Below are 19,868 nucleotides of genomic sequence, written 5' to 3' on the forward strand. Positions count from 1 at the left end.
GGCGGGGCCCTAGCTCGTCTCCGCGATCTCGCGCTGCATCCGCTTCGTCAGCTTGGAGAACACGAGTCGATAGCTCATGTCGCACAGGTCGAGGGCGAGCTCCTCCGAAGGACCGCCGGGCATGCCCGCCTGGTCCACGTCCACCGAGATCCACGTGCGACCATCCGAGTAATAGCCGGGCAGCACAGCATCCGGGAACTCGGCACGCAGCTCGCGGATACGGTCTGGGTCGCACTTGAGCGAAAGCAGATGCCTTCCCGCATACGGCGGCTTGGCATCCGGTGCCGCGATGAACTCGCAGGCGAACTGCTTGCCGCCCACCCAGTAGACCATCCATCCCCACGACTCGTGAAGCGCCTTCGTGGCACCCGGGTGCGAGAGCAAGCGTTTTTCTATGAGCGAAACGTCCATCCATCCATCCATCTATCTATCCAGTGCGTGCAGCGCCATTACTGTTCGTCGCCGTAAAACCCCTGGCTGCTCATGGCTGACCAAGAGAGATACATATCACGATAATTCTCTTTGATGAAGCGCTGGATGATGCGGACCTCACGTTCGGATAACGACTCACGATGCCGCAAAACGGATTCACCGTCGCTTTTCACGAAAAACTTTGCCGATCCGCCTTCGGTCAGCTTTGAATCGCTCGCGTGGACGTGCATGCATTCAACGATGCAATGTGCGGTGAAATACAAATAATAGCCGCACACTTTGAAATCGAAATACTTCGGCATGGCTATGCCGCCAGAAATTCGCGGTTGCGGCGGAAATAATCGTTCACTATGGAGAGCTCTATGTCATCCATACTCGTCTCAAAAACCTCTCCCGTGCTAGAAAGGACAGCAGCACGAGATGGAGAGCCAAGGTTGAGCACGCGAATACAGTCTTCGCTCACGCTGAACGCATAGCCGTTCACGATGATATCCGCAGCATCCGCCACCGCTTTGAGCTCGGCTTCACTCATAGCTCACCACGACCTTCTTTATCGGGGCTAAGAATCGGTCCGCGTCGAAGTACAGGTTGGTCAAAATGGGAACGAGATCGATGTATTCCTCAACCGGTGCGTCGACTCCCTTATACTCTGCATCCACGACGAGATAGCCGTTATCCCATTCCTTAATCGAAAGATAACGGCGCAAGGCACGAGGAGTTCGGAAACGGATGGAGTGGCCATCGAATGAGAAAATCGAATAAGGGCCTTCGCTGCTCAAGCAAGCGCATCCCGACGCTTCGTTCACCGTAGTACCTCCTTACCTCGCCTCCTAGTATATCCACGATGAACCTGCGTTCTTTACGCGTCCTCGCGCCAGCGCTTGAGGGTGGGAAGCACGGCTCCCATGAGCGAAGCGCACTCATCAATCGACCAGCCCACGGCCTCCGACACGCGCGGCGCGCAATCCTCGATCATGTCCTCCATGGTTGTCTCATACGTGTACGCACCGTCGTCGTAGCACCACGTGCAGAAGTCCTCGTTCACTGAACCATCCGCCTCATGGCCGTGCTGGCCGGGAGCGGTGAACATCATGCCGCAGCTCTGGCAGTAGTGCTCCGGCATCTCCAGAAGCTCGGTCACGGGCACGTCGAGCTCGCGCGCGATGAGCTTGGTCATGTCGATACCCGGCGTCGTCTCTCCCGTCTCCCAGCGGCTCACCGCCTGGCGGGTGATGAAGAGCCTCTTCGCCAGCTCCTCCTGGGTAAGCCCGCGCTCGCGGCGCAGCCGGGGAAGCACATCCTTGATGGCCATGAGTCCTCCTGACCTCGCGGTTCTCGACGGCCCCATTATCCGGCGCGCATGCATCCCGCAGCAAGCAACAGCTTGTTGCGGGGCGCGGATACTCTGCAAACCGCCTCGCGCAGCGCCGCGCCAGCCGGTTGTTGTCGCCCCGCTCGCACATGCTGTCCAAAATGGGGATGAGCGAGAGCGTGTAGCTGAAGCCCGTGCTGCCGAGGTCCTCGTCCGATACGCAGCGCTCACCCATTTGGACGCCTCCCTTCCAGTAAGTACCGCAACCGGATGCGCGTGCCTCTCTATCCGTACGCGCTTGGTAGATTTGTAGTACGGAGCACCCGCGGCGTCATGCGGAGATTCTTACCAGCAACAGACAAGAGCACCAAAGGAAGCATCGGTATTTTGGCCTCGATGCTTTCAACATTCTGGCTTGGTGACGACCCTATCTAAAGAGTTCGTCATGGCTGCCCGTTCGCTCGAAAAAGGCAACCTCCGCGTTGCTCGACCATATCAGCAGCCAATCGCCCGCGTTGGCCACATGGCACTCGTTGCGTCCAGCCCACCGACCGGACAGCGTGTGCATATTATGCCGACGGCGCAGTTCGTCTAAAGCTTCCGGTGAGTTTTCGATCACAAGGTCAATGACCTGTTCCAGCTGCGACAAATCCCATCCGCGTCGTTTTGCGTTCTTCTTCAGGTCGCGCTTAAAAGCTGCCGAGAAATCAGCTGACAAGCGACCCATCAGGATACTGCCGCTTCGATGAGATCATGTCCGTTGGCGAAGCGCCCGGGCTTGCCTGACGCGAGGAACTCGTCGCCTTCAGCGATGGCTTCCAGGCTTTCATCGTTAGGCTCCTCCGGTGCAAACGTGAGCGGGATGCGGCGAGTATTCACCATCTGCTTGTAGAAGGCACGCGTGACCGAGGAGAGGTCAAGCCCGTAATAGGCAGCAACCTCTGAAGCGCCGCGCTTGAGCTCGTTGTCGAGTCGAATGGTGAGAGTAGATGCGCCCATATAATCTTCCTGCTTCCTCATACGTATGTTCAGACATATCATGATGTACATACAGTATACCCAAAGCATACATATTGTCCCACGACACGTATTTACATGTAGCAGGCAGAGCGGACGACGGTGACCTGCCGCTCTATTCCGCAATGTTACTGCGTCGAACTCAGGCGCCACAAACCCTGGCGATACAAGTGCTGTGTGATACGCAGAAGCTCAGTAGGCCGCTCAACAGAGAAGGCCTTGTGGAGCGTCTGCTCCTCGCCGTTTCCTAATCAATTGAGATCGGCTCGATTCATCCAATTCGGCTCTTGTTCGCCTTGTGGGAACGCTGCCACTCCAGCCGGTTGTCGCCCCACTCGCACATGCCGTCGAGGATGGGGTCGCAACCAGATGCTCTGGACGGAATGCCGCATCGCCCGCAGCGAACAGCGGACTCCCCGAACGTTTTCCGAAGCCGAAATGCTTGCAGGAGTCAACGATGAGGTGCGGCAGGGTGCATTTCGAATCTGGGGTGTTTCGGGCAACCGCTCTCCTCGGTGCAAAACGATGCGCCGCGCGATAGCATAAAACCATGCAGCACCTGCGGAATTACCATAGACCTGACTGCAAGCGTAAATCGGTCCTGACTACAAGCGTGAATCGGTCGATGCCAAACCAAGCATTTGAACTCGAAACCCTTGGCGTCGCGAAGCAACTGCCGCGCGGAACCTGTCACGCGCTTCGCGTCATACGCCGGTAGGCAGTGAACGCGCCGATGACCCACAGTAGCGACACCGCGATCACTGCCGCAGGGCCTGCGCCCACGTAAACGCCCATCTCGGCAAGGGGCTCAACAGAAAGCAAGCCTGCCTTCATGGCATGCATGCACAACGCTGCGATCGATCCCCCCGGGAACATCCAGCACGGCAGCCCAAGCGAGGTGAGCATACCGGCGACAAACGCCGGCAGCATCACAGCGGCGCCCCACGAACCAGCGCGCTGCTGGTCAGCCATGCGCGTGGCAAGCGCCGCACACGCCAGCGCCATGAACCCCGCCGTTGGTGCCGCGATCGCCGCAAACAGGAGCACACCCTGTGCGCCCAGCCCCATCGAAAGCGCGAGCGTGCACATCAGAACCTCTGCCAGCGCAAAACCGGCGAGCGCCTTCGCGGCCACACGACAACGGCGCGTCACGCCCACGCGCGCAAGCGTCTCGCCCATGCCGTACTCGTGCTCCTCGGCAAAGGAGACGAGCATGCCGATCGCCGTGGGCACGCCAACGGCAAGCGAACCTATGGCGGCGCAGGTGAACCACGGCCAGAACTGCAGCACGCTGTCGAAAAACCACCCCATAGCAACCGCGAGCACGCAGCACACGAGCACAGAAGGATTCCTTAGCATGGCCTCTATGTCATGCAGCAGCACGATGCGAAACAGTCGCAGGGAGCTTACCGCCTCCTGCCCGGTCGTACCGTGCTCTCGACCCACCGCCATCGCCTACTTCCAGCCCAGCGTGGCGCGCATCTCCTCCGCGCGGCCCTTCGCGAGCGGAATCGACGTATGCGCGGCATCCGAAAGCGTGAGGTTGAACGAGTTGCGCGTATAGCGCTCCACACGCGCGACCTTCTGCACGTTCACGATATAGGACCTGTGGCAGCGGAAGAACCCAAAATGCGAGAGCTCCTCCTCAAGCTCGTCCAGCGTGGACGGCGTCTGGTAGAGCTCACCGCGCACCGACACGAAGTTCTGGCGGTTGAGGCTTTCCACGAAGTCTATCTCCCGCGGATCAAAGAAGAGCGTTGACGTGCCCGTTTTTGCCTGAATCTTGCAGATGCGGACTTCGTCGCCCGCGAAGACGGATTCGTCCGCACCTGCGTCGTCAATCTGCGCCGGGAAGAAGCGCCCTTCATCCTCCCACCAGGCCTCGCCAGGCATGAGCAGCGCTTCGCGAAGGGGCTCGCACACGGTGACGAATACCGTGCCGCGCTCCGACTCGGTGCCCATCCAGGCGAGCACGGTGTGCCGTGCCTCGACGCCCAGCTCCGCAAGCGGGCGCTCGCAAAAGACGACCTCCGGCTCAAACAGCGTCAGACGCGCCAGGTTCATGAGAGTGCGCTGCTCGGGCGAGAGCTTCTCGACCCTGGTGCGCGCAACCGCTTTAAGGCCGAAGTGCGCGATGGCCTCCTCCGCCGTGATGGAACCGCCGGCGAGCGCTGAGAAAAACCTAAGGTACGAGCGGACGGTATCGCGGCCAAACCCGCGATCGCCCTCCACGTAATAGGCAACGCGTGCCTTGCCATACACGTTGCGCACCTCCTCGAGCGCGCGGCGGCCAGCCTCGCGCCCGCATTCGATATGAATGCTCTTGCCGCGCGTGGCGGCGATCAGCTCCTCGATGCTGTTGAAATCGGTCGCAGGCATGGCGAACCTCCGAGCGCCTGTCGCGCGGCGTACAAGCCAGTCCATCACAACGTCCACGATTATACCGAGCGGAAGCCGTGCACAGGGAGCGCACCCGGCAGTCTCCTGCGCCCGCGGTGCTCCTGTCGTACCCCCATATGCTCCTTTCGTACCAAACGATGCTCCAAGCAGGCAAAACCCCTAGAACGCGAAAACGTGCGGCGGCATAGTCGGAATCGCACCGCACGACGATGCGAACAGGCTCCAGCGAACCACCGGAGCACGCCAACAGAAAGGAGCACACCATGCCCGCATCCATCGACAGCATCCTCAACGCCCTTGCCCCCGACTTCGCGATCACCACCAACCAGCTCGCAGCGCTCGTGCTCGTCCTGGCCATAAGCGTGGTGCTGCTCGCCTACGGCCTGGGCCGTCAGGCAGCCAAACTCGATCGCCGCATCAAGGCGCTCGAAGCAGCGCTCTCCGCCGTCGAGATCTCCCACCAGTAAGGACGGGCGATGATGAACATTCTCACCATAGAAGGCGTCTGCCTTTCCTTCGCCCGCAAGCACCGCGACGAAGAGCGGAAGCAGGTGCTCAGCAATCTGACCTTCGCCGTCCGCCGCGGCGAGACCTTCGGCTTTCTCGGCCCGTCCGGCGCCGGCAAGACGACCACCATCAAGCTGCTCACGCGCCAGCTCGCCAAAGACAGCGGCCGCATCCAGCTCTTCGGGCGCCCCATCGAAAACGCCGCTCCAGCCGATTACGAGCGCATCGGCATCCTTTCGGACACGAGCGCCCTCTACGAGCGCATGTCCATCGAGGACAACCTGCGCTTCTACGCGAACATCCGCGGCGTGTCGCCAAGCGGCATCCCGCGCCTACTCGAGCGCATGGGGCTCGCACGCGACCGCAAGACCCTCATCAAGAACTGCTCCAAGGGCATGCGCCAGCGCGCCGCCCTGCTTGCCGCGCTCATCCACTCGCCCGAGCTCGTGTTTCTGGACGAGCCCACGAGCGGCCTGGACCCCGTCGCCCGCACCGAGGTACACCGGATGCTCGCAGAGCTCCGCAGCGCCGGCACCACCATATTCATCACCACGCACGACATGGCGGAGGCGGAAGAGGTGTGCGACCGCGTGGGAATCCTGAACGAGGGCAGCCTCGCGGCATGCGACGAGCCGGATGCCCTCAAGCTGCGCTTCGCACGCAACCGCGTGACCGTACGCACGCGCACGCGCGGTACCATAGAGACCACCAAAGACGCCGCCGGCGCGCCCGTGCTTGCCGAGCTGCTCGAAGCGGGCGAATGCCTCTCCATACACTCTGACGAGCCGAACCTCGAGGAAGTCTTCCTCGAGCTGACGGGAAGGGAACTCTAATATGAACGCCGGAATGCGCAAGGTCGGGATCCTTTGCACGAAGGACCTGGTCGATATGCTCAAGAACCCCAGCATGCTCTGCTGCCTGCTGTTTCCCATCGGATTCAGCGTGCTGTTCCGCTTCCTCACCGCCGACATGCGGGCCGAGGCGCTCACGCTCGCCGCAAGCGACGCCGCGCGACAGCAGGTCGTCGACACGATCAGCACGCTGCTTCTGGCATCGAGCCTCTGCATGGCCATCGGCATGATCGTGAGCATGGCCGTCGTCTACGGCATAGCCGAGGAGAAGGAGAAGCACACGCTGCGCACGCTCATGCTTTCCAACGTGAGCGCCACGCAGATCGCGCTGTCCCGCGCGCTCGTGACGCTCGGCGTTGTGCTTGTCGTTTCCATTGTGTGCTACCTCGTCCTCGCTGGCGGAGACTTCGGGCTGCTGCCGGCGTACCTCGCGCTCGGCCTGCTCGGCGCCGTGCCGCTTGTACTTGTGTCTCTTGTGCTGGGACTTGCTGCGCGCGACCAGATGACAGCCGGCCTCTATTCGATGCCCATCGTGCTCGTTGCGCTGGCTCCGGTGTTCGGCATGCAGAACGAGGCGATCGAGGGCGTGGTGCAGCTGGCGCCCACAGGCGGCATGTTCAGCCTGTTCGAGCTGGCGGTATCAGGCGAGCTGTTCACCGCGCAGGCGTTGGCACCGCTCGCGATCATCGTCGCGTGGACGGTAGGCGGAGCGGTCGTGTTCAGCATGCTCTACAAGAAGCTCGCACAGGATAACTAGATGGTTATGAGGCGAAGGCAGCCAGCTGTGAGCCGCCTTCGCCCTGCACTTCGCCCTCAGGTGTGACAGGGTCCCCGAAGGAAGCTGTCACGCCTGAGGACCCGTTCGCTACTCCTTATGTGCCACCACCAGGCACGCGGTCGTGCCTATACGTCGCCAGCTTACACGCCCGAACCACGTTCCCAGAATCGAGCGGAGCTCTGCCTCCGAATAGATTCGCACGTCCCCCTCGTACGAGAAGGGCATCCAGGCGTTCATGATCGAGCGCGCAGGTGCCGGCTGCCACGCATCGCCCATCACAAGGGCTCCGCCGCGGCGGAGCACGCGCCACATCTGGAACGCGGCGCGGTCGGGATCGGGGTAATGGTGAAACGAATCGTTACATACCACCAGGTCGAAGGACTCGTCGCGGAAGGGCAGGCGCTCTGCGTCGCCTTCGATGACTTCCGCTCTGGCGGCAAGGCGGATACGTGCCCGCTCGACCATAGCAGGTGGAAGGTCGATGCCCGTGGGCCGGCAATCGGGCAGCGCGGCGAGCAGCTGCTCGGAAAGCGCACCGGTCCCGCAGCCCACGTCGAGCACATGCGGGGTGCAGACGCCCGCAAGCGAACGCTTCGCCTCCTCGAGGATATACGGATAGAGCGCACGGGCATGGCTTCCCTGCATGCCCTCGTCGTATGTTGCAGCCTGCTCGTTGAACGCCGCCCGCGACCGAGCCTTGAGCTGCTCCGAAGCGGATGCACCACCCCTATCCGCGCTCCTGTCTTTTCTCTCGTCCATCTTCCGTCCTTTCTGTTGAACAATGTTCAATAATGAAGTGCGAGAAAAGCCCGAGTTGCAACTCGGGCGAATCCCCTAGTTGGCCTTCTTGCCAGCGCTCCGGAACTCCTCGACCAAAGCCGAAACATAGCGCCGCACCGTCTGGACCGTCCGCTCGTCCAGCTCATGTTCGCTAGACGCGAGCCCGATGCTCCCATACACCAGCATGCCCGCCAGCACCTCGGCGTCGAGCGCCGTAGCGCCGCGCGCCGCCGCATCTCGCTCGAGCGCCGCGGTAAGGCTCGGTCGCACCGCCTCGCAGATACCCAGCGAAAGCCGCTCGTGGAGCGCGCCGTGTTTATCGGCGTGGAAGAAATCTGCGTACGGAAACGCCCCTCCTCCGGCCCCCAGCTCCAAGGCACTGTCGAGCTGCTCGTCAAGCGAGAGCGCACGGTTGTCGAACACCGCGCACAACTGCTCGGCGCATTGCCGTGCGTACTCCTCGATCGCCGCGTTAAACAGCGCCTGCTTGGAATCGAAGTAATGGTACGCGAGACCTGACGCCACGCCCGCCTCGCGCGCGACCGCGCGGACCGACACGTTGTCGTAGCCCTTCTCGGCAAACAGCCGCATGGCGCACGCCAACAGCTCGCGCCGCCGCTCCTCGGGATCTTTTACCGTTCTAGTCATACAAGCGCCTCCTCGTTCAACCCGCAGCGTACACCTTAATTGAGCATTGGTCAATATTTCTTTTCCAGCTGCACGAATCCATAACTTCTAAAAGATATTTAGAAGTTATGGATTATACTTCTAAATAGTTTATAGAAGTTTGGAGAACACCATGACAACCTCGGATATCGCAGCCCTCGTTCGCGAACGCCTCGCAGAAGCGATTCCCTCCCCCTCACCGCGCAAGGAGATAATCCGTGAGCTTCCTGAGCCGGCGCGATTCAACCTGGTCCACATCATCACCGGCATGCGCCGCTGCGGAAAGACGTTCTACCTGTTTCAGCTCATGCAGTCGTTGCTTGCCAAAGGCGTTGATCGCCAGCACATGTTCTACTTCGATTTCTCTGACGAACGCCTCAAACCCCTCGATCGCGGAATCATGCAGACGGTCGTAGAGGAGTACTGGAGACAAGTGCCTGACGCACGCGAATGCGGATGCTACCTGTTCCTCGACGAGGTTCAGGAAATCGACGAGTGGCAGGGATTCTGCCAACGCATTGCCGAGCAGGAAACTGTCACCCTCGTTATCACCGGATCCTCTTCGAAAGTCTCCTCGTCGGAAATCGCCTCCTCATTCCGCGGCCGCTCGCACGTTCACGAGATGTGGCCACTCTCGTTCGCGGAATACTGTGCATTCAACGGCATCCCGCTTCCAGAGACAGGGCAAACGAGCTTCTCTCCCAAAGAGACTACACGCTACGAATCAGCCTTTAGCGATTATCTGCAATGGGGCGGCTTCCCCGGCATCCAGCAGCGACCTTTTGGCGACCGCATCGAACTCTTGCAGGGATACGTTCGCGACGTGGTGGCGCGCGACGTTGCCGAGCGCTCCGGACGAGAAGACATCTCACTCACCATGCAGCTGGCACTGTTCGCCATCCGCAATACCGCTTGCGAACTTTCGTCCAACGGCCTAGCGAAACGGCTCACCGACTTAGGCTACAAGGCATACTGGAACAAGGTATCCCAGCTGCTCGAGCTGCTGCAGCAGGCGTATCTCATTCACTATCTGCCGGAATATACGACTATGTTGAAGCCGAACACGACGGCCCGGCCCAAGGTCTATGCCGAGGACCATGGCCTCGCCTACGCAGTCTCGCGCGCCAACCAACAAGATCATGGCAAGCGCCTTGAGACGTTGGTGTATCTAGAGCTGCGGCGCCGATTCTCCGGCAGAAGAACCGACGCGATATCGTCCCTTACCGTACCCGACGGCTCGAATGCGAAGGTCGATTTCCTCACCGGGGATGCTCTAGGGCTCGACCCTTACGAACTGATACAAGTCAGCTACGACATGAGCGCTGACCGCACGAGGGAGCGCGAGATAGGCTCTCTCGTGGCGGGCATGCGCTTCACGCGTTTGCAAGAGGGCCTGATCCTCACACTCCGTGAAGAGGATGCCGTGCATTCTGATGTGGGCGAGATTCGCATCACGCCGGCTTGGAAATGGTGCCTGCTTCCCTACGAAGCTGAGATGTAATGCCAGATTGTGAGAAACGAGGTAGCCATGCCTAATACCATCCCTCTTAACCAGGCGCTGCTGCAAGAGGCCGAAGAGCTTCTCGACTCAATCGGCCTCACGGTTGATGATTATTGCAACCTCGCCATTCGGCAGCTACTCATTACTCATCGCATCCCCTTTGAAATGGTTGCTCCGTCACACCTGCCCTCAAAACAGCCTAATGCCGTACAAGGAGAAACCCGAAATCTTGTCCGCAAGATGTATGCGCTTGCAGAACAGCTCGAAAGGCTGCACGAAGGAAGACATTTCACCCCTGATGGTCATATGGTAGGAAGTATCGGCGAAGTTATAGCTGAGCAGCGGTATGACCTCACGCTGTATGAAGCATCTCATCCCGTTCATGATGGATGGACGCCTGATGAGCGACAGGTGCAAATCAAGACAACGCAAACGAGCTCAGTCGCAATCAGCGAACAGCCCGATTATCTAATCGTGCTCAAGCTAGACGGACACGGGGACTGCTTTGAAATCTACAACGGTCCCGGTGGGCCAGCATGGCAATGCGCCGGCAAGCGATCGAAAACAGGACAGCGCCGCATAGCTATCAACAAGTTGATAGAGCTGAACGAACACATTGCCTTCCTAGACCGCATACCGCGCCGACAAGCTTTCTCGAACCCATCAACTCAGTAACCTGCTGCATGCTATCCTCCTGCACACGGAGATCAAAACACAACCCCGTCGGGTAGTCGGGGCGCGGTCACCCGGCCGTCCGTAGCCTGCCGCGCAGCGGTTGTCCCTTCTCCGCATGACCCTTGTTCAAGGAGGAGGATTTGTTATGCGGAAAGGCGTTTGTTCCGGCGATTCCCGCTCGATTGCGATTTCGACAACATTTACCGTTTACTTCGACGGGCAATTCTGGGTCGGCGTGACGGAATGTATCTCTGCTGGCCGGTATCCCAGCCGGCTCCTCAACTTCTAAAGCATTTTTAGAAGTTGAGGGCCAAGCTTCTTAATCTATTTTAGAAGCCGACGCGTCAACGGGGCAGGCCGCGGAAACGCTCCCGCGCGGTCGAACCCACGCGAGAAGGGCTTCAGCATCGGCAGCGGAGGCGTCGCGCAAAAGGAGGTCACCCATCGCGGCGGTTCTCGTGACGAAGCTCGCGATACGAAGCCTCCGCTGGAACGGGCTCGCAGATGCGGTCGCATGCTGCAGGCGCGTGCGCGGAACCACCTCGGTCCGACGCCTGGCGCCGCCCACGACCATCACGAACCGCGCACGGTCGTGCCCGATACGGCTATCCCGGTAGCGAAGGACGGAGTTCAGAACCATCCGCACGACGGCCGCAACCCCCGCAGCAACGAGCAGCACGTCGAGCGCCAAGCACGCCATACCCCAAGACTCCCCTGTCAGCGGGACATGCCCCACAGCGATGCTAATGCCACATAGCAGAGGTTCACGTCCGTGGGTGTGACCTCGTAGCGCCACATTGCGTACTCGACGCGCGGGCTAATCGCCATGTCGGCAAGCTCGATTGCCAGCATGACACCGGTGATGACGATCGGGACAAGTGCAGGGACGCATGCGCCGGTTTGAGCCGGGCTCGACAAGAAGGCACGAAAACTGGAGGCACAATCGCTACCCCGCACCCACATTGCACCTGATAATGAAGCTGAGCTCAAAACATGCGCGCAACCCCCCGAAAAAGGAGAGACAATGTTGAACACGGCATACACCATTCGAGAAAAACGGCGGGCATGCGGCTACACCCAGGAACGATTGGCTCAAGCGCTCGGGCTTACACCTGCGGCAGTTTCCAAATGGGAGACCGGGCAGACGCTCCCCGACGTGACGATGCTCTGCCCCCTCGCAGAAGCGCTCGGCACCACGACGGATGAGCTCCTGGGATTCAACCCAGACGTAAGCGAGGAGCGCGCCGAGGAGCTTCTCCAGCCCGGCCGGGATGCCTTGGCCCAAGGCGACTTCTCGAACGCAACCAAGCTAGGCGAGAAAGCGGTCCAGCTTCATCCCGCAAGCGCAACGCTCGCCTTTGCCGCTGCATCCTTGTTCATGGAGATTGCGCAGGAAGCACAAAAGGCGGTTGCCGCGAGCGAGCCCGCAGAGCGCCTGCTGCAGGAAAGCATCGGGAGAGCAGCGCTCGCGCGCAGCATAGAGCTCTTCGAGGTATGCCGGCAAGATGGCTCCCTGGAACAGCGCGAAGCAGCCGCCTTTGTGCTCGCCGGCCAGTACGTCTTGGCAGGCGACCACGACAGGGCGCTTGAGGCCGCGCGATCCATCCATATGCCGCAGGCGGACCCGCGCATCATGGAGGCAGCCGCGCTTGCAGCATCCGACAAGCTCGACGAAGCAGAGATCATCGCGCGGCATGCGCTCAAGGAGAAGGAGAACGATGCTTCTGCGCTACAAGACATACTCTCCGGCATCCAAAAGAAACGGAACGACCAATGAGCACGAGCGCGCTCACGCCCGGTACATGAGTGCGACTCTCTCTGGAACCATGTAAAGAAACCTACTCCGGAACGGCGGCGGAGCCCCAGAGCGCACTGAGCCGAGGCCATGATACGCTCTGGGGTGCAACCCACCGCCGCCTGAAGGAGCCGTCATGCCGCGCCTATCCATCCCTCAGATGCCATTCGCCAAGGTCTACCCGCTGCTGGTACAGAAAGCTGAGCGCAAGGGCCGCAGCAAGGACGAGGTCGACCAGGTCATCTTCTGGCTCACCGGCTACGATGCGGAGGGCCTGCAAGCACAGCTTGAAGCGGGCGCCACCTACGAGCAGTTCTTCGCAGCCGCCCCACAGCTCAACCCCAACCGCTCGCTCATCACCGGAAAGATCTGCGGAGTAGACGTCACCGCAATCGAGAACCCCGTCGAGCAGAATGCGCGCTACCTGGACAAGCTGGTAGATGAGCTTGCCCGCGGGCGCGCAATGGAAATGATCCTGCGAGCCTAACGGGGTTCCCAGAGGACGCAGCTACGCTTCTCGCCCTTAACGCCGCTCTGCGCATGTGGCCCAAAACGTGGGGATGCGCAGGTCGTGCAGGCGGCCTTCGCCATCGGTGTCCTCATAGCAGTCGATGAGCGCGAAGCCTGCCTGCAGCTGACCACGAATCTGCTCGTCAAAGGTGTGCGAGAACTGCACACCGTCTTCCTTGAGGTCGATTGTCGCTGCTAGCTCGGAATCGCGCAGCGGATTGTACGGAAGTCCGCGCACCACGTGTTCCCCGGCGTCGTCCAGCGCGTAGGCGAACCCGTTATCGAGCCCGGCTAGCAACCGTCCGCCCGGCTTGAGCACGCGATAGCACTCGCGCCAGATGGGCAGCACGTGTTCCACATAGCAGTTCGAGACGGGGTGGATGATGAGGTCGAACGCCTCGTCGGCGAACGGCAGCGGATGGGTCATGTCGGCTCGTACGCATTCGATCTCGTAACCCTCGCGCTCGGCAACCTCCCGCTCGCTCGCCAGCTGGCGTTCGGAATAGTCGAGCACCGTGCATCGCGCACCGCACGCCGCCATGATCGGCATCTGCTGGCCTCCGCCCGACGCAAGCCCCAGCACGTGGCAGCCAGCAAGGCTTTTGGGAAACCACGCCCGCGGCACTGGGATCGTCGGCGTAAGCACTATGGACCAATCGCCCACCTGCGCGCGCATGAACTTCTCGTGCGAGATGGGCGTTCCCCATTCCCAGCCCTCTTCAATCCAGCCGTCGATCGTCTTGGCGTTGATGTCGGTGTAGTTCGACCCATCGATGGCAGATACCCCCATCTGCGCGCTCCCGTCTCCTGCAAGGCCCATCCATGCACAGCGGCAGACCAGACGCCTGCAATGCTGTCCGTGTGCGTCGCATGCTTCCTGGAAGCATTATCGCCCGTCCTCACCCACCCGCGAAGCTGACAAGTTTTTTTGCAAAGTTTACTTGTCTTTTTTTGCAAAGCATACTATGCTTAGTTTGCAAAGCGTGCTTTGCAGTTCTTCATCCGGACACACTGGGTAGGGAGGATTATGAGGAGTCGAATCCGTGAACTCAGGCGGGCGCAGAAGCTCAGCCAAGCCGAGCTAGCCGACGCCGTGGGCACAACGCGCCAGACCATCACCTCCATCGAGGTGGGCAAATACACCGCGTCGCTCCCGCTCGCCTACAAGATCGCCCGCTACTTTGGGCTCACTATTGAGGAAGTCTTCGATTTTTCCGAAATCGACGAGGAACTGTAACCGTCTATACAGGCAACGCACGGATAACAAGCTAGCAAACCTGGCATTTCACAGAACACCAGCAGCCAGAAGGAGGCCGCACTTATGAAGACCACCATCGACGCCCTGCGCGAAGACGCCAGCAAGCGCCTGCACCGCGAAACCATGTCAGCTGCAGCCATCTGCATCGTGCTCGTCGCAGGCGGCGCGCTTACCGCAACCGATAACCTTCCCGCCCTGAACGGCACCACGAGCACGTCGGCCTTCCTCTTAGGAGCGGTGATGGGACTTTGCGCTGTTGCAGCCGTGGTCACCATCAAGAACATCACGGAGCTTCGCCGCGCGCTCTCCGATGACCAGGCGCTCCGCCGCCTCCATGCAAAGGAGAACGACGAGCTCCAGGCTCATCTGGAACGGGAAGTTGCCCGCTCGTTCATCCAGACCATGCCCGCGCTCTCCGTGATCGCCATCTTTGTCGGAGCGCTCGTGAGCCTTGAGGCCATGGCGGCGGTCGCCTCGACGATCGTGTTTCTTTCCGTGGCGTTGCTCGTCGTAAAAGCCACGTACAAGATTCGCCTGCGGAGTGAAATCGGCGATGAAGCGGAATAGCCGATTGGGCTGTCTGCATTGAGTTCGCACATATGGCAGCGCCCGCCCGCGCATGTTTTCGCGTTCGTGGGCGGGCGCATGCATCTAGCTACGACAGATAGGATTCAAGCGCTTTGACGAGAAACTCCGTCGCGCCCTCACCGGCAGCGTCATCGTAATACGTGCGGAACCGGTCATCGGCAAGGTACATCTGCGCCAAACCGCGATGCGCCTCAGGCGTGTAACGGCCTGCCCCCCAATGCCCCTGGATCCACCGCGCATGCATGCGCGCGAGCTCCTGCGATTCCTCGCTCGCCGTATCGCCCGTAGCCATAGCAAGCACGAGCTGCTCGTTGATAGCCTCTCCCAGCTGCTCGAGGTCATCCCACTCCTCGCGCGATGCGGAACGCAGGCGGTCGTTCGCCGCATCCACCGCATCGTCGCCCCAGCGCTCACGCGCCTCCTTGCCGTACGTACGCTCGTTCACCGAGACCTTCTCGTTTTTCAACGCCTCGAAGGCACGCATCTCGCTCATGGGCACCGTCTCCTTCAATCTCAAATTAGCGGGCATTACCATATCGCATCACGCAGCAGGAAACAGCCGGACAGTACGCACCACTTGGCGATGCGCAGCGTTTCCCCAGTACACAAGCGCTCTACTGCATCTCATCTGGCGGTAGAGCAATCTCAACCAGCTGTCGGTTGAGTTCCCAGACACCCGGCGCGACAATCATGGTGCGCGCAACCAGAACGCAAGCACGACGAAAGGACCACCATGGAACGCCAAACGCTTGGGACCATGATCCGCACGCTTCGCCAAGAGAAACAGATGACTCAGCTCGACCTCGGACGTGAAATGGGGGTCACCGACAAAGCCGTTTCAAAATGGGAACGCGACCTATCGGTACCGGATGTGAGCTCGCTGCCCAAGCTCGCCGGCCTACTCGGCGTTTCCGTCGATGAGCTCTTGCAAGCCCGCGCCGCAGGAGAACAATCCACCGAGCGCAATCCTTCGCTTGAGAAGGCAAGCACTCTCATCAAGCTCGTTTTCAAAGCGGTGGCACTCGCCATGGGCGTCGGCGTGACCGCTCTCTCCATCATGGACGAGATCGACCCGCGCAACGCATTTATATTGCTCGGCATCGGCCTCGCTTGTCTCGCGCTCACGCAGATCGCAGATGAGGGCAAGGAGTAGAAACGGCTCCATGGCTGCGGCGACGGTTGCCGCCTCATCACAAACGCGGGGCGGCAACCAGGCGGAAACCCATCGCATTACATTGCCAGCAGATTAGCCATTGATTCCGAAGCGGTTCATAAGCTCGCCGAATGCGTCCTGCGCGGCGCGACATGTATCCAGCAGATATCCTGGTTCGCGATCCCATTCGTTCAGCCCTCGATAGTAGAACAGCTTGATCTCATCGGTAATGATGAACGGAACCACGCCGTGACGCAGGCATTCTTTGAAAAGAAGCAGGCGACCCACGCGCCCGTTGCCGTCTTGGAAGGGATGGATGCGCTCGAATGCCACGTGAAATGCAACGATGTCCTCAAGTGTTTTCCCGCCGCCGTCTTCGTAATCATCGATGAGCGCACGCATGCGCTGCGGGACGTCCTCAGGCGAGGCGGTCTCACGGCCACCGACCTCGTTGGGCAAGCGCTTGTACTCCCCAACTGCAAACCAGGTTTTCCGGCTATCGCTCGTACCGCTCTTTACCTGAGCATGAAGCTGCTTGACCATGCGCTCGCTGATGCGATGTCCAGCAGCATCGATCATCATGTCGATGCAACGAAAATGATTCGCCGTTTCAACAATGTCGTCCACATTCGCCACATCGCCAGCACCGATGGTGTTCGTCTCGAAGATGAAGCGCGTCTGATCGTGCGTCAGCCTGCCTCCCTCCATATGGTTGGAGTTGAAGGTAAGGTCAATCTGCACACGATGGTAGATGCCGCCAGGCAGGTTAGCCTCGCGTTCCCGCCTCAGCACGGCAAGCAGCGAGGCGGGGCGGGCATCGGTGCGAGGCTTACGCACAGGCTTCTCTGCGCCTGTCGGAATGACCCATGTCTTGCCGACGAGAAACGCACCCGGCACACGACCTTGGGCGCAGTAGTTCCTAGCCGTACGTTCGGAAACACCCCATGCCTCAGCAGCGTCGGCAACTGACCAGATACCTTTTGCTGCCATGGCCCTCTTCCCCTACCGGCAATATTTCTTGATAGATAATGTATCAGATGCCATGTTATATTGCCGATAGGGGAAGCGCATTATTCCTCACACCTGAACGCGTCACGACGGATATCAAGACGAGTATGCCGCACAGGTCACGTCCATGTGCTCGAAGGCAGTAACCATGCGAGCGAGGCGTACATGGTCACAGCCGAGGCGGTCGAGTTCCGCGATGTCGACCGCCCCTTCTACGCATATCGTGAAAACGCCTCAAAGCGTGTTCCCCGATCAAACGCTGAACGAGGCGCTATGTCTCGAAACGGCAAAACTATGCGGGTTCGACACTGCAGAGTGGACGCTTTTGAAGTTGGATGGAGGAGAGCCGCTTCTCGCGGTCCGGCGCTTTGATCGCATATTTCCCAATCATCAAGAGAAGCTCATCAGCAGCTTGCCTGTTCCCAAACGGCTGCATCAAGCGGATTTCTGCCAAGCATCGCTTCTCATGCCCGAAATGAAATACGAGCCGACCAACGGGAACTACGTAAACCGTTGCGGGACCATACTTACTCATGCCTCCAGCAACCCATTTGGCGACCGCGCCCTCTTCTTGCAAACGCTGTACTTCGACTATCTCATCGGAAACTGCAACAACCATCTCAAGAATCACGCCATGCTCTGGGATGAAACCTGGGACTCTTGCGAATTGGCCCCGTTGTACGACATCACCTGTACAACCATCTATCCAAGCGTCAACAAAGAAATGGGTGTCTCGCTTTGCGCGAGCCGCAAGATCTCCGATGTTACCTCCGATGACATCGCGGAAACTTCAAAAGCGCTGGGAGTTCCCCAGAAGCTTGGCGTGAGCTTGTATCGAGAACTCTGCTCCAAATCCACCAAAGCCCTTGATGCGGTTGCAGACCATCTCACCCAGTTTGGATACGACCGCGTTGAGCTTCTCGTCGAGCATATCAGCGAGGAGTTCACCAGCAAGGTACGGCTATAGAAGGCCTCTGTTTTCGCGTTCGCATAAGTAGAATCCTAAATTCTATTGATTTATGCGTACGCGTAAATCATACTAAATAAACTCATTGTTTTCGCGTTCGTATAAATCGGAGGAGATTATGCAGGTAATTATTACCCCTAGCGATCTCGGCAGCATCATTAAAGCCGAACGGAAGCGCCAAGGGTTTACGCAGGCAGAATTCGCCGGGCTCTGCGGCGTCGGCATCACATTTCTCTCCCAACTCGAGAACGGCAAAGAGACAGCTGAGCTTGGAAAAACGCTCGCCGTGCTCACAACACTCGGCCTAGATGTCTTCGTTGAGAGGAGAAGCTGATGGAGAGCAATCTCAGAGTTATTCGGCTTGAATACCGTGACCTTCTAACAGTTGGAACCATTTCTACAGCAACCATGACGTTCCGATATGACGATGGATACCTTTCATCTGCTCGTGCCATTCCGCTCTCGCTTTCCCTCCCCCTTTCAAATCGTCCGTATGAGCTCTCCGTTTTTCAACCGTTTTTTGAAGGCCTGCTACCTGAAGGGGAAGCTCGTCGAGCCTTAGCTGGTGAGCTGCGTCTGCCGGAGCAGGATTGGTTATCGCTCCTTGCGGCTTGCGGTAGAGATTGCATCGGCGATGTCGTTATCCGCGACGAAGGCGACCGTGACCCATTCGAAGAGCATGGCTATAACGCCATAACCCACAATGACCTCATTGAGATGTTCCTCGACAGACCAAGCCGCGCACTTGAGAACGCAACCATGCGCCTCTCGCTCGCCGGTGCTCAAGACAAAACTGGCCTCGCCCATCAACCAGAAGCGCCGATGACCGAAGGATGGCTTCAGCCGAAGGGCACCGCTGCGACAACCCACATCCTTAAATCAAGCCCGCTTCGTGACATACCTGAAATAGAGTACCTTTGCATGAGCGCTGCGAATGCCTGCGGCATAAGGGTGGCAAACGTGTCGCTCCTCGACCTCGGTCAACCCATCCTTGCAGTCGAACGATTCGACCGCTCCATTTCACCCGATTCCGCCGACCTGCATGTCACAAGGCTTCATCAAGAAGATCTTGCCCAGGCGTTCGGGATCACCCCCGGATCAAAATATGCAGAGCTGGAAGGCGGCAGCATCCGAAGCATCGCGCACTTCCTCCGCTCACAAGCGAGCACCCCGGCACTGGATATCTTGCACTTTGCTCAGATGCTCTGCTTTTCTTACCTTATCGGGGACTGCGATGCTCATCTCAAGAACTATTCGCTTATGTATGGGACAGGGAGGCATCCGAGACGTACGGCTTTATCGCTTGCCCCGGCATACGATCTCGTATGCACTACATATTTCCCCAGATACAGCCGCGACATGGCGATGTCCCTTGGTGGATCGCGCAATATCGACGAGATCGCTCCCTCGACATTCAGTGCTCTTGCCCGAGAGCTCGGGATCACCGAAGCGGCTCTCAAGAGATTGGCAAGTCCACTTGCAGAGCGTATCGAAGACGCGATACGAGCGGCTGGAGACGGCTCGATGGGGCCCGTCCTGGAATCCACACCCTATATCGCCGATGACCTCATCGAAGACATCGCCCCGCGCCGCGAAATACTCAGGACGTTCTGCCAGTAAGCGCGAAACGTGCAGGCACGGCGCCCGTCCCATCGCCCTGGGACGGGCGC

General features: G+C 59.5%; 30 protein-coding genes. 14 read left to right on the plus strand and 16 right to left on the minus strand.

Annotation, left to right across the window (positions count from 1 at the left end; genetic code table 11):
• Positions 1-9 precede the first annotated feature (9 nt).
• From C1717_RS06780 to C1717_RS06820, 9 genes are all read right to left on the minus strand, one after another.
• Positions 10-411, minus strand: a complete 402-nt coding sequence (locus C1717_RS06780; protein WP_102372475.1) for an MmcQ/YjbR family DNA-binding protein — start codon at positions 409-411, stop codon at positions 10-12.
• A 38-nt stretch (positions 412-449) separates the two neighbouring features.
• On the minus strand, positions 450-734 hold the full coding sequence (locus tag C1717_RS06785; protein ID WP_102372476.1) for a DUF4160 domain-containing protein: 285 nt from the start codon (positions 732-734) through the stop codon (positions 450-452).
• Between the two features lie 2 nt (positions 735-736).
• Positions 737-964 (minus strand): DUF7723 family protein, encoded by a 228-nt coding sequence (locus tag C1717_RS06790; RefSeq protein WP_102372477.1) that lies wholly within the window; start codon positions 962-964, stop codon positions 737-739.
• Positions 957-1,238: a DUF7724 family protein gene (locus C1717_RS06795; RefSeq protein WP_102372478.1), complete on the minus strand. Its 282-nt coding sequence runs from the start codon at positions 1,236-1,238 to the stop codon at positions 957-959. The genes C1717_RS06790 and C1717_RS06795 overlap by 8 nt, the downstream gene beginning before the upstream one ends.
• 53 nt (positions 1,239-1,291) lie before the next feature.
• Positions 1,292-1,744 carry a zinc ribbon domain-containing protein gene (locus tag C1717_RS06800; protein ID WP_102372479.1) on the minus strand — a complete coding sequence of 151 codons (453 nt, stop codon included), beginning with the start codon at positions 1,742-1,744 and terminating at the stop codon, positions 1,292-1,294.
• A gap of 427 nt (positions 1,745-2,171) precedes the next feature.
• Positions 2,172-2,471 carry a type II toxin-antitoxin system RelE/ParE family toxin gene (locus C1717_RS06805; RefSeq protein WP_102372480.1) on the minus strand — a complete coding sequence of 100 codons (300 nt, stop codon included), beginning with the start codon at positions 2,469-2,471 and terminating at the stop codon, positions 2,172-2,174.
• Positions 2,471-2,743, minus strand: coding sequence for a type II toxin-antitoxin system RelB/DinJ family antitoxin (locus C1717_RS06810; RefSeq protein ID WP_102372481.1), 273 nt, complete (start codon positions 2,741-2,743; stop codon positions 2,471-2,473). Before C1717_RS06810 ends, C1717_RS06805 begins: the two co-directional genes overlap by 1 nt.
• Positions 2,744-3,451: 708 nt before the next feature.
• Entirely contained in the window at positions 3,452-4,213 is a 762-nt protein-coding gene (locus tag C1717_RS06815; protein WP_102372482.1) for a hypothetical protein, read from the minus strand.
• Between the two features lie 3 nt (positions 4,214-4,216).
• Entirely contained in the window at positions 4,217-5,140 is a 924-nt protein-coding gene (locus C1717_RS06820) for a LytTR family transcriptional regulator DNA-binding domain-containing protein (protein ID WP_102372483.1), read from the minus strand.
• 284 nt (positions 5,141-5,424) lie between these two features.
• Here C1717_RS06820 and C1717_RS06825 point away from each other — a divergent pair, with 284 nt between their 5' ends.
• The 3 genes from C1717_RS06825 to C1717_RS06835 are packed head-to-tail and all read left to right on the plus strand — an operon-like array spanning position 5,425 to position 7,276.
• Positions 5,425-5,628, plus strand: coding sequence for a hypothetical protein (locus C1717_RS06825; protein ID WP_102372484.1), 204 nt, complete (start codon positions 5,425-5,427; stop codon positions 5,626-5,628).
• 9 nt (positions 5,629-5,637) lie between these two features.
• Positions 5,638-6,501 (plus strand): ABC transporter ATP-binding protein, encoded by an 864-nt coding sequence (locus tag C1717_RS06830; protein ID WP_102372485.1) that lies wholly within the window; start codon positions 5,638-5,640, stop codon positions 6,499-6,501.
• Position 6,502: 1 nt separating this feature from the next.
• A complete protein-coding gene (locus tag C1717_RS06835; RefSeq protein ID WP_102372486.1) occupies positions 6,503-7,276 on the plus strand; it encodes an ABC transporter permease in 774 nt (257 codons plus the stop codon).
• A 108-nt stretch (positions 7,277-7,384) separates the two neighbouring features.
• Here C1717_RS06835 and C1717_RS06840 read toward each other — a convergent pair whose 3' ends face one another.
• A complete protein-coding gene (locus C1717_RS06840) occupies positions 7,385-8,056 on the minus strand; it encodes a class I SAM-dependent methyltransferase (RefSeq protein ID WP_102372487.1) in 672 nt (223 codons plus the stop codon).
• A 75-nt stretch (positions 8,057-8,131) separates the two neighbouring features.
• Positions 8,132-8,725: a TetR/AcrR family transcriptional regulator gene (locus C1717_RS06845; protein WP_102372488.1), complete on the minus strand. Its 594-nt coding sequence runs from the start codon at positions 8,723-8,725 to the stop codon at positions 8,132-8,134.
• A gap of 151 nt (positions 8,726-8,876) precedes the next feature.
• On the opposite strand from C1717_RS06845, the gene C1717_RS06850 reads away from it, so the two are divergent.
• The 3 genes from C1717_RS06850 (at position 8,877) to C1717_RS10985 (ending at position 11,208) form a co-directional block, all read left to right on the plus strand.
• A complete protein-coding gene (locus C1717_RS06850) occupies positions 8,877-10,244 on the plus strand; it encodes an ATP-binding protein (RefSeq protein ID WP_102372489.1) in 1,368 nt (455 codons plus the stop codon).
• Between the two features lie 27 nt (positions 10,245-10,271).
• Positions 10,272-10,919 carry a DUF6998 domain-containing protein gene (locus tag C1717_RS06855; protein ID WP_102372490.1) on the plus strand — a complete coding sequence of 216 codons (648 nt, stop codon included), beginning with the start codon at positions 10,272-10,274 and terminating at the stop codon, positions 10,917-10,919.
• A gap of 145 nt (positions 10,920-11,064) precedes the next feature.
• The gene (locus C1717_RS10985) at positions 11,065-11,208 is read left to right on the plus strand and encodes a DUF2992 family protein (RefSeq protein ID WP_180965870.1); all 144 of its coding nucleotides are present in this window, start codon (positions 11,065-11,067) and stop codon (positions 11,206-11,208) included.
• Between the two features lie 30 nt (positions 11,209-11,238).
• Here C1717_RS10985 and C1717_RS06860 read toward each other — a convergent pair whose 3' ends face one another.
• Positions 11,239-11,619 (minus strand): PH domain-containing protein, encoded by a 381-nt coding sequence (locus tag C1717_RS06860; RefSeq protein ID WP_102372491.1) that lies wholly within the window; start codon positions 11,617-11,619, stop codon positions 11,239-11,241.
• 17 nt (positions 11,620-11,636) lie between these two features.
• Positions 11,637-11,837: a hypothetical protein gene (locus C1717_RS06865; protein WP_146003671.1), complete on the minus strand. Its 201-nt coding sequence runs from the start codon at positions 11,835-11,837 to the stop codon at positions 11,637-11,639.
• A 106-nt stretch (positions 11,838-11,943) separates the two neighbouring features.
• On the opposite strand from C1717_RS06865, the gene C1717_RS06870 reads away from it, so the two are divergent.
• Both C1717_RS06870 and C1717_RS06875 read left to right on the plus strand, forming a co-directional pair.
• Positions 11,944-12,696, plus strand: coding sequence for a helix-turn-helix domain-containing protein (locus C1717_RS06870; protein WP_102372493.1), 753 nt, complete (start codon positions 11,944-11,946; stop codon positions 12,694-12,696).
• A gap of 154 nt (positions 12,697-12,850) precedes the next feature.
• Positions 12,851-13,201 carry a DUF2200 domain-containing protein gene (locus C1717_RS06875; RefSeq protein WP_102372494.1) on the plus strand — a complete coding sequence of 117 codons (351 nt, stop codon included), beginning with the start codon at positions 12,851-12,853 and terminating at the stop codon, positions 13,199-13,201.
• A 36-nt stretch (positions 13,202-13,237) separates the two neighbouring features.
• Here C1717_RS06875 and C1717_RS06880 read toward each other — a convergent pair whose 3' ends face one another.
• The gene (locus C1717_RS06880) at positions 13,238-14,014 is read right to left on the minus strand and encodes a class I SAM-dependent methyltransferase (protein WP_102372495.1); all 777 of its coding nucleotides are present in this window, start codon (positions 14,012-14,014) and stop codon (positions 13,238-13,240) included.
• Between the two features lie 237 nt (positions 14,015-14,251).
• Here C1717_RS06880 and C1717_RS06885 point away from each other — a divergent pair, with 237 nt between their 5' ends.
• Together C1717_RS06885 and C1717_RS06890 are read left to right on the plus strand one after the other, a co-directional pair.
• Positions 14,252-14,461 carry a helix-turn-helix transcriptional regulator gene (locus C1717_RS06885; protein ID WP_019127722.1) on the plus strand — a complete coding sequence of 70 codons (210 nt, stop codon included), beginning with the start codon at positions 14,252-14,254 and terminating at the stop codon, positions 14,459-14,461.
• An 84-nt stretch (positions 14,462-14,545) separates the two neighbouring features.
• A complete protein-coding gene (locus tag C1717_RS06890) occupies positions 14,546-15,049 on the plus strand; it encodes a hypothetical protein (protein WP_102372496.1) in 504 nt (167 codons plus the stop codon).
• An 88-nt stretch (positions 15,050-15,137) separates the two neighbouring features.
• Here C1717_RS06890 and C1717_RS06895 read toward each other — a convergent pair whose 3' ends face one another.
• Positions 15,138-15,563, minus strand: coding sequence for a TipAS antibiotic-recognition domain-containing protein (locus tag C1717_RS06895; protein ID WP_180965871.1), 426 nt, complete (start codon positions 15,561-15,563; stop codon positions 15,138-15,140).
• Between the two features lie 240 nt (positions 15,564-15,803).
• Here C1717_RS06895 and C1717_RS06900 point away from each other — a divergent pair, with 240 nt between their 5' ends.
• Complete coding sequence (locus C1717_RS06900; RefSeq protein WP_102372498.1) at positions 15,804-16,223, plus strand: helix-turn-helix domain-containing protein; 420 nt, start codon at positions 15,804-15,806, stop codon at positions 16,221-16,223.
• 93 nt (positions 16,224-16,316) lie between these two features.
• Here the strand turns inward: C1717_RS06900 and C1717_RS06905 are convergent, their stop codons facing one another.
• On the minus strand, positions 16,317-17,213 hold the full coding sequence (locus C1717_RS06905) for a Fic family protein (protein WP_102372499.1): 897 nt from the start codon (positions 17,211-17,213) through the stop codon (positions 16,317-16,319).
• Positions 17,214-17,427: 214 nt separating this feature from the next.
• Between C1717_RS06905 and C1717_RS06910 the strand changes: the two genes are divergently transcribed.
• The 3 genes from C1717_RS06910 (at position 17,428) to C1717_RS06920 (ending at position 19,818) form a co-directional block, all read left to right on the plus strand.
• Positions 17,428-18,198, plus strand: a complete 771-nt coding sequence (locus C1717_RS06910; protein ID WP_180965872.1) for a HipA domain-containing protein — start codon at positions 17,428-17,430, stop codon at positions 18,196-18,198.
• A 118-nt stretch (positions 18,199-18,316) separates the two neighbouring features.
• Complete coding sequence (locus tag C1717_RS06915; protein WP_102372501.1) at positions 18,317-18,532, plus strand: helix-turn-helix transcriptional regulator; 216 nt, start codon at positions 18,317-18,319, stop codon at positions 18,530-18,532.
• Positions 18,532-19,818: a type II toxin-antitoxin system HipA family toxin gene (locus tag C1717_RS06920; protein WP_102372502.1), complete on the plus strand. Its 1,287-nt coding sequence runs from the start codon at positions 18,532-18,534 to the stop codon at positions 19,816-19,818. The genes C1717_RS06915 and C1717_RS06920 overlap by 1 nt, the downstream gene beginning before the upstream one ends.
• The last annotated feature ends 50 nt before the right edge of the window (positions 19,819-19,868 follow it).

The organism is Enorma phocaeensis (assembly GCF_900186505.1).
Lineage (GTDB): Bacteria > Actinomycetota > Coriobacteriia > Coriobacteriales > Coriobacteriaceae > Enorma > Enorma phocaeensis.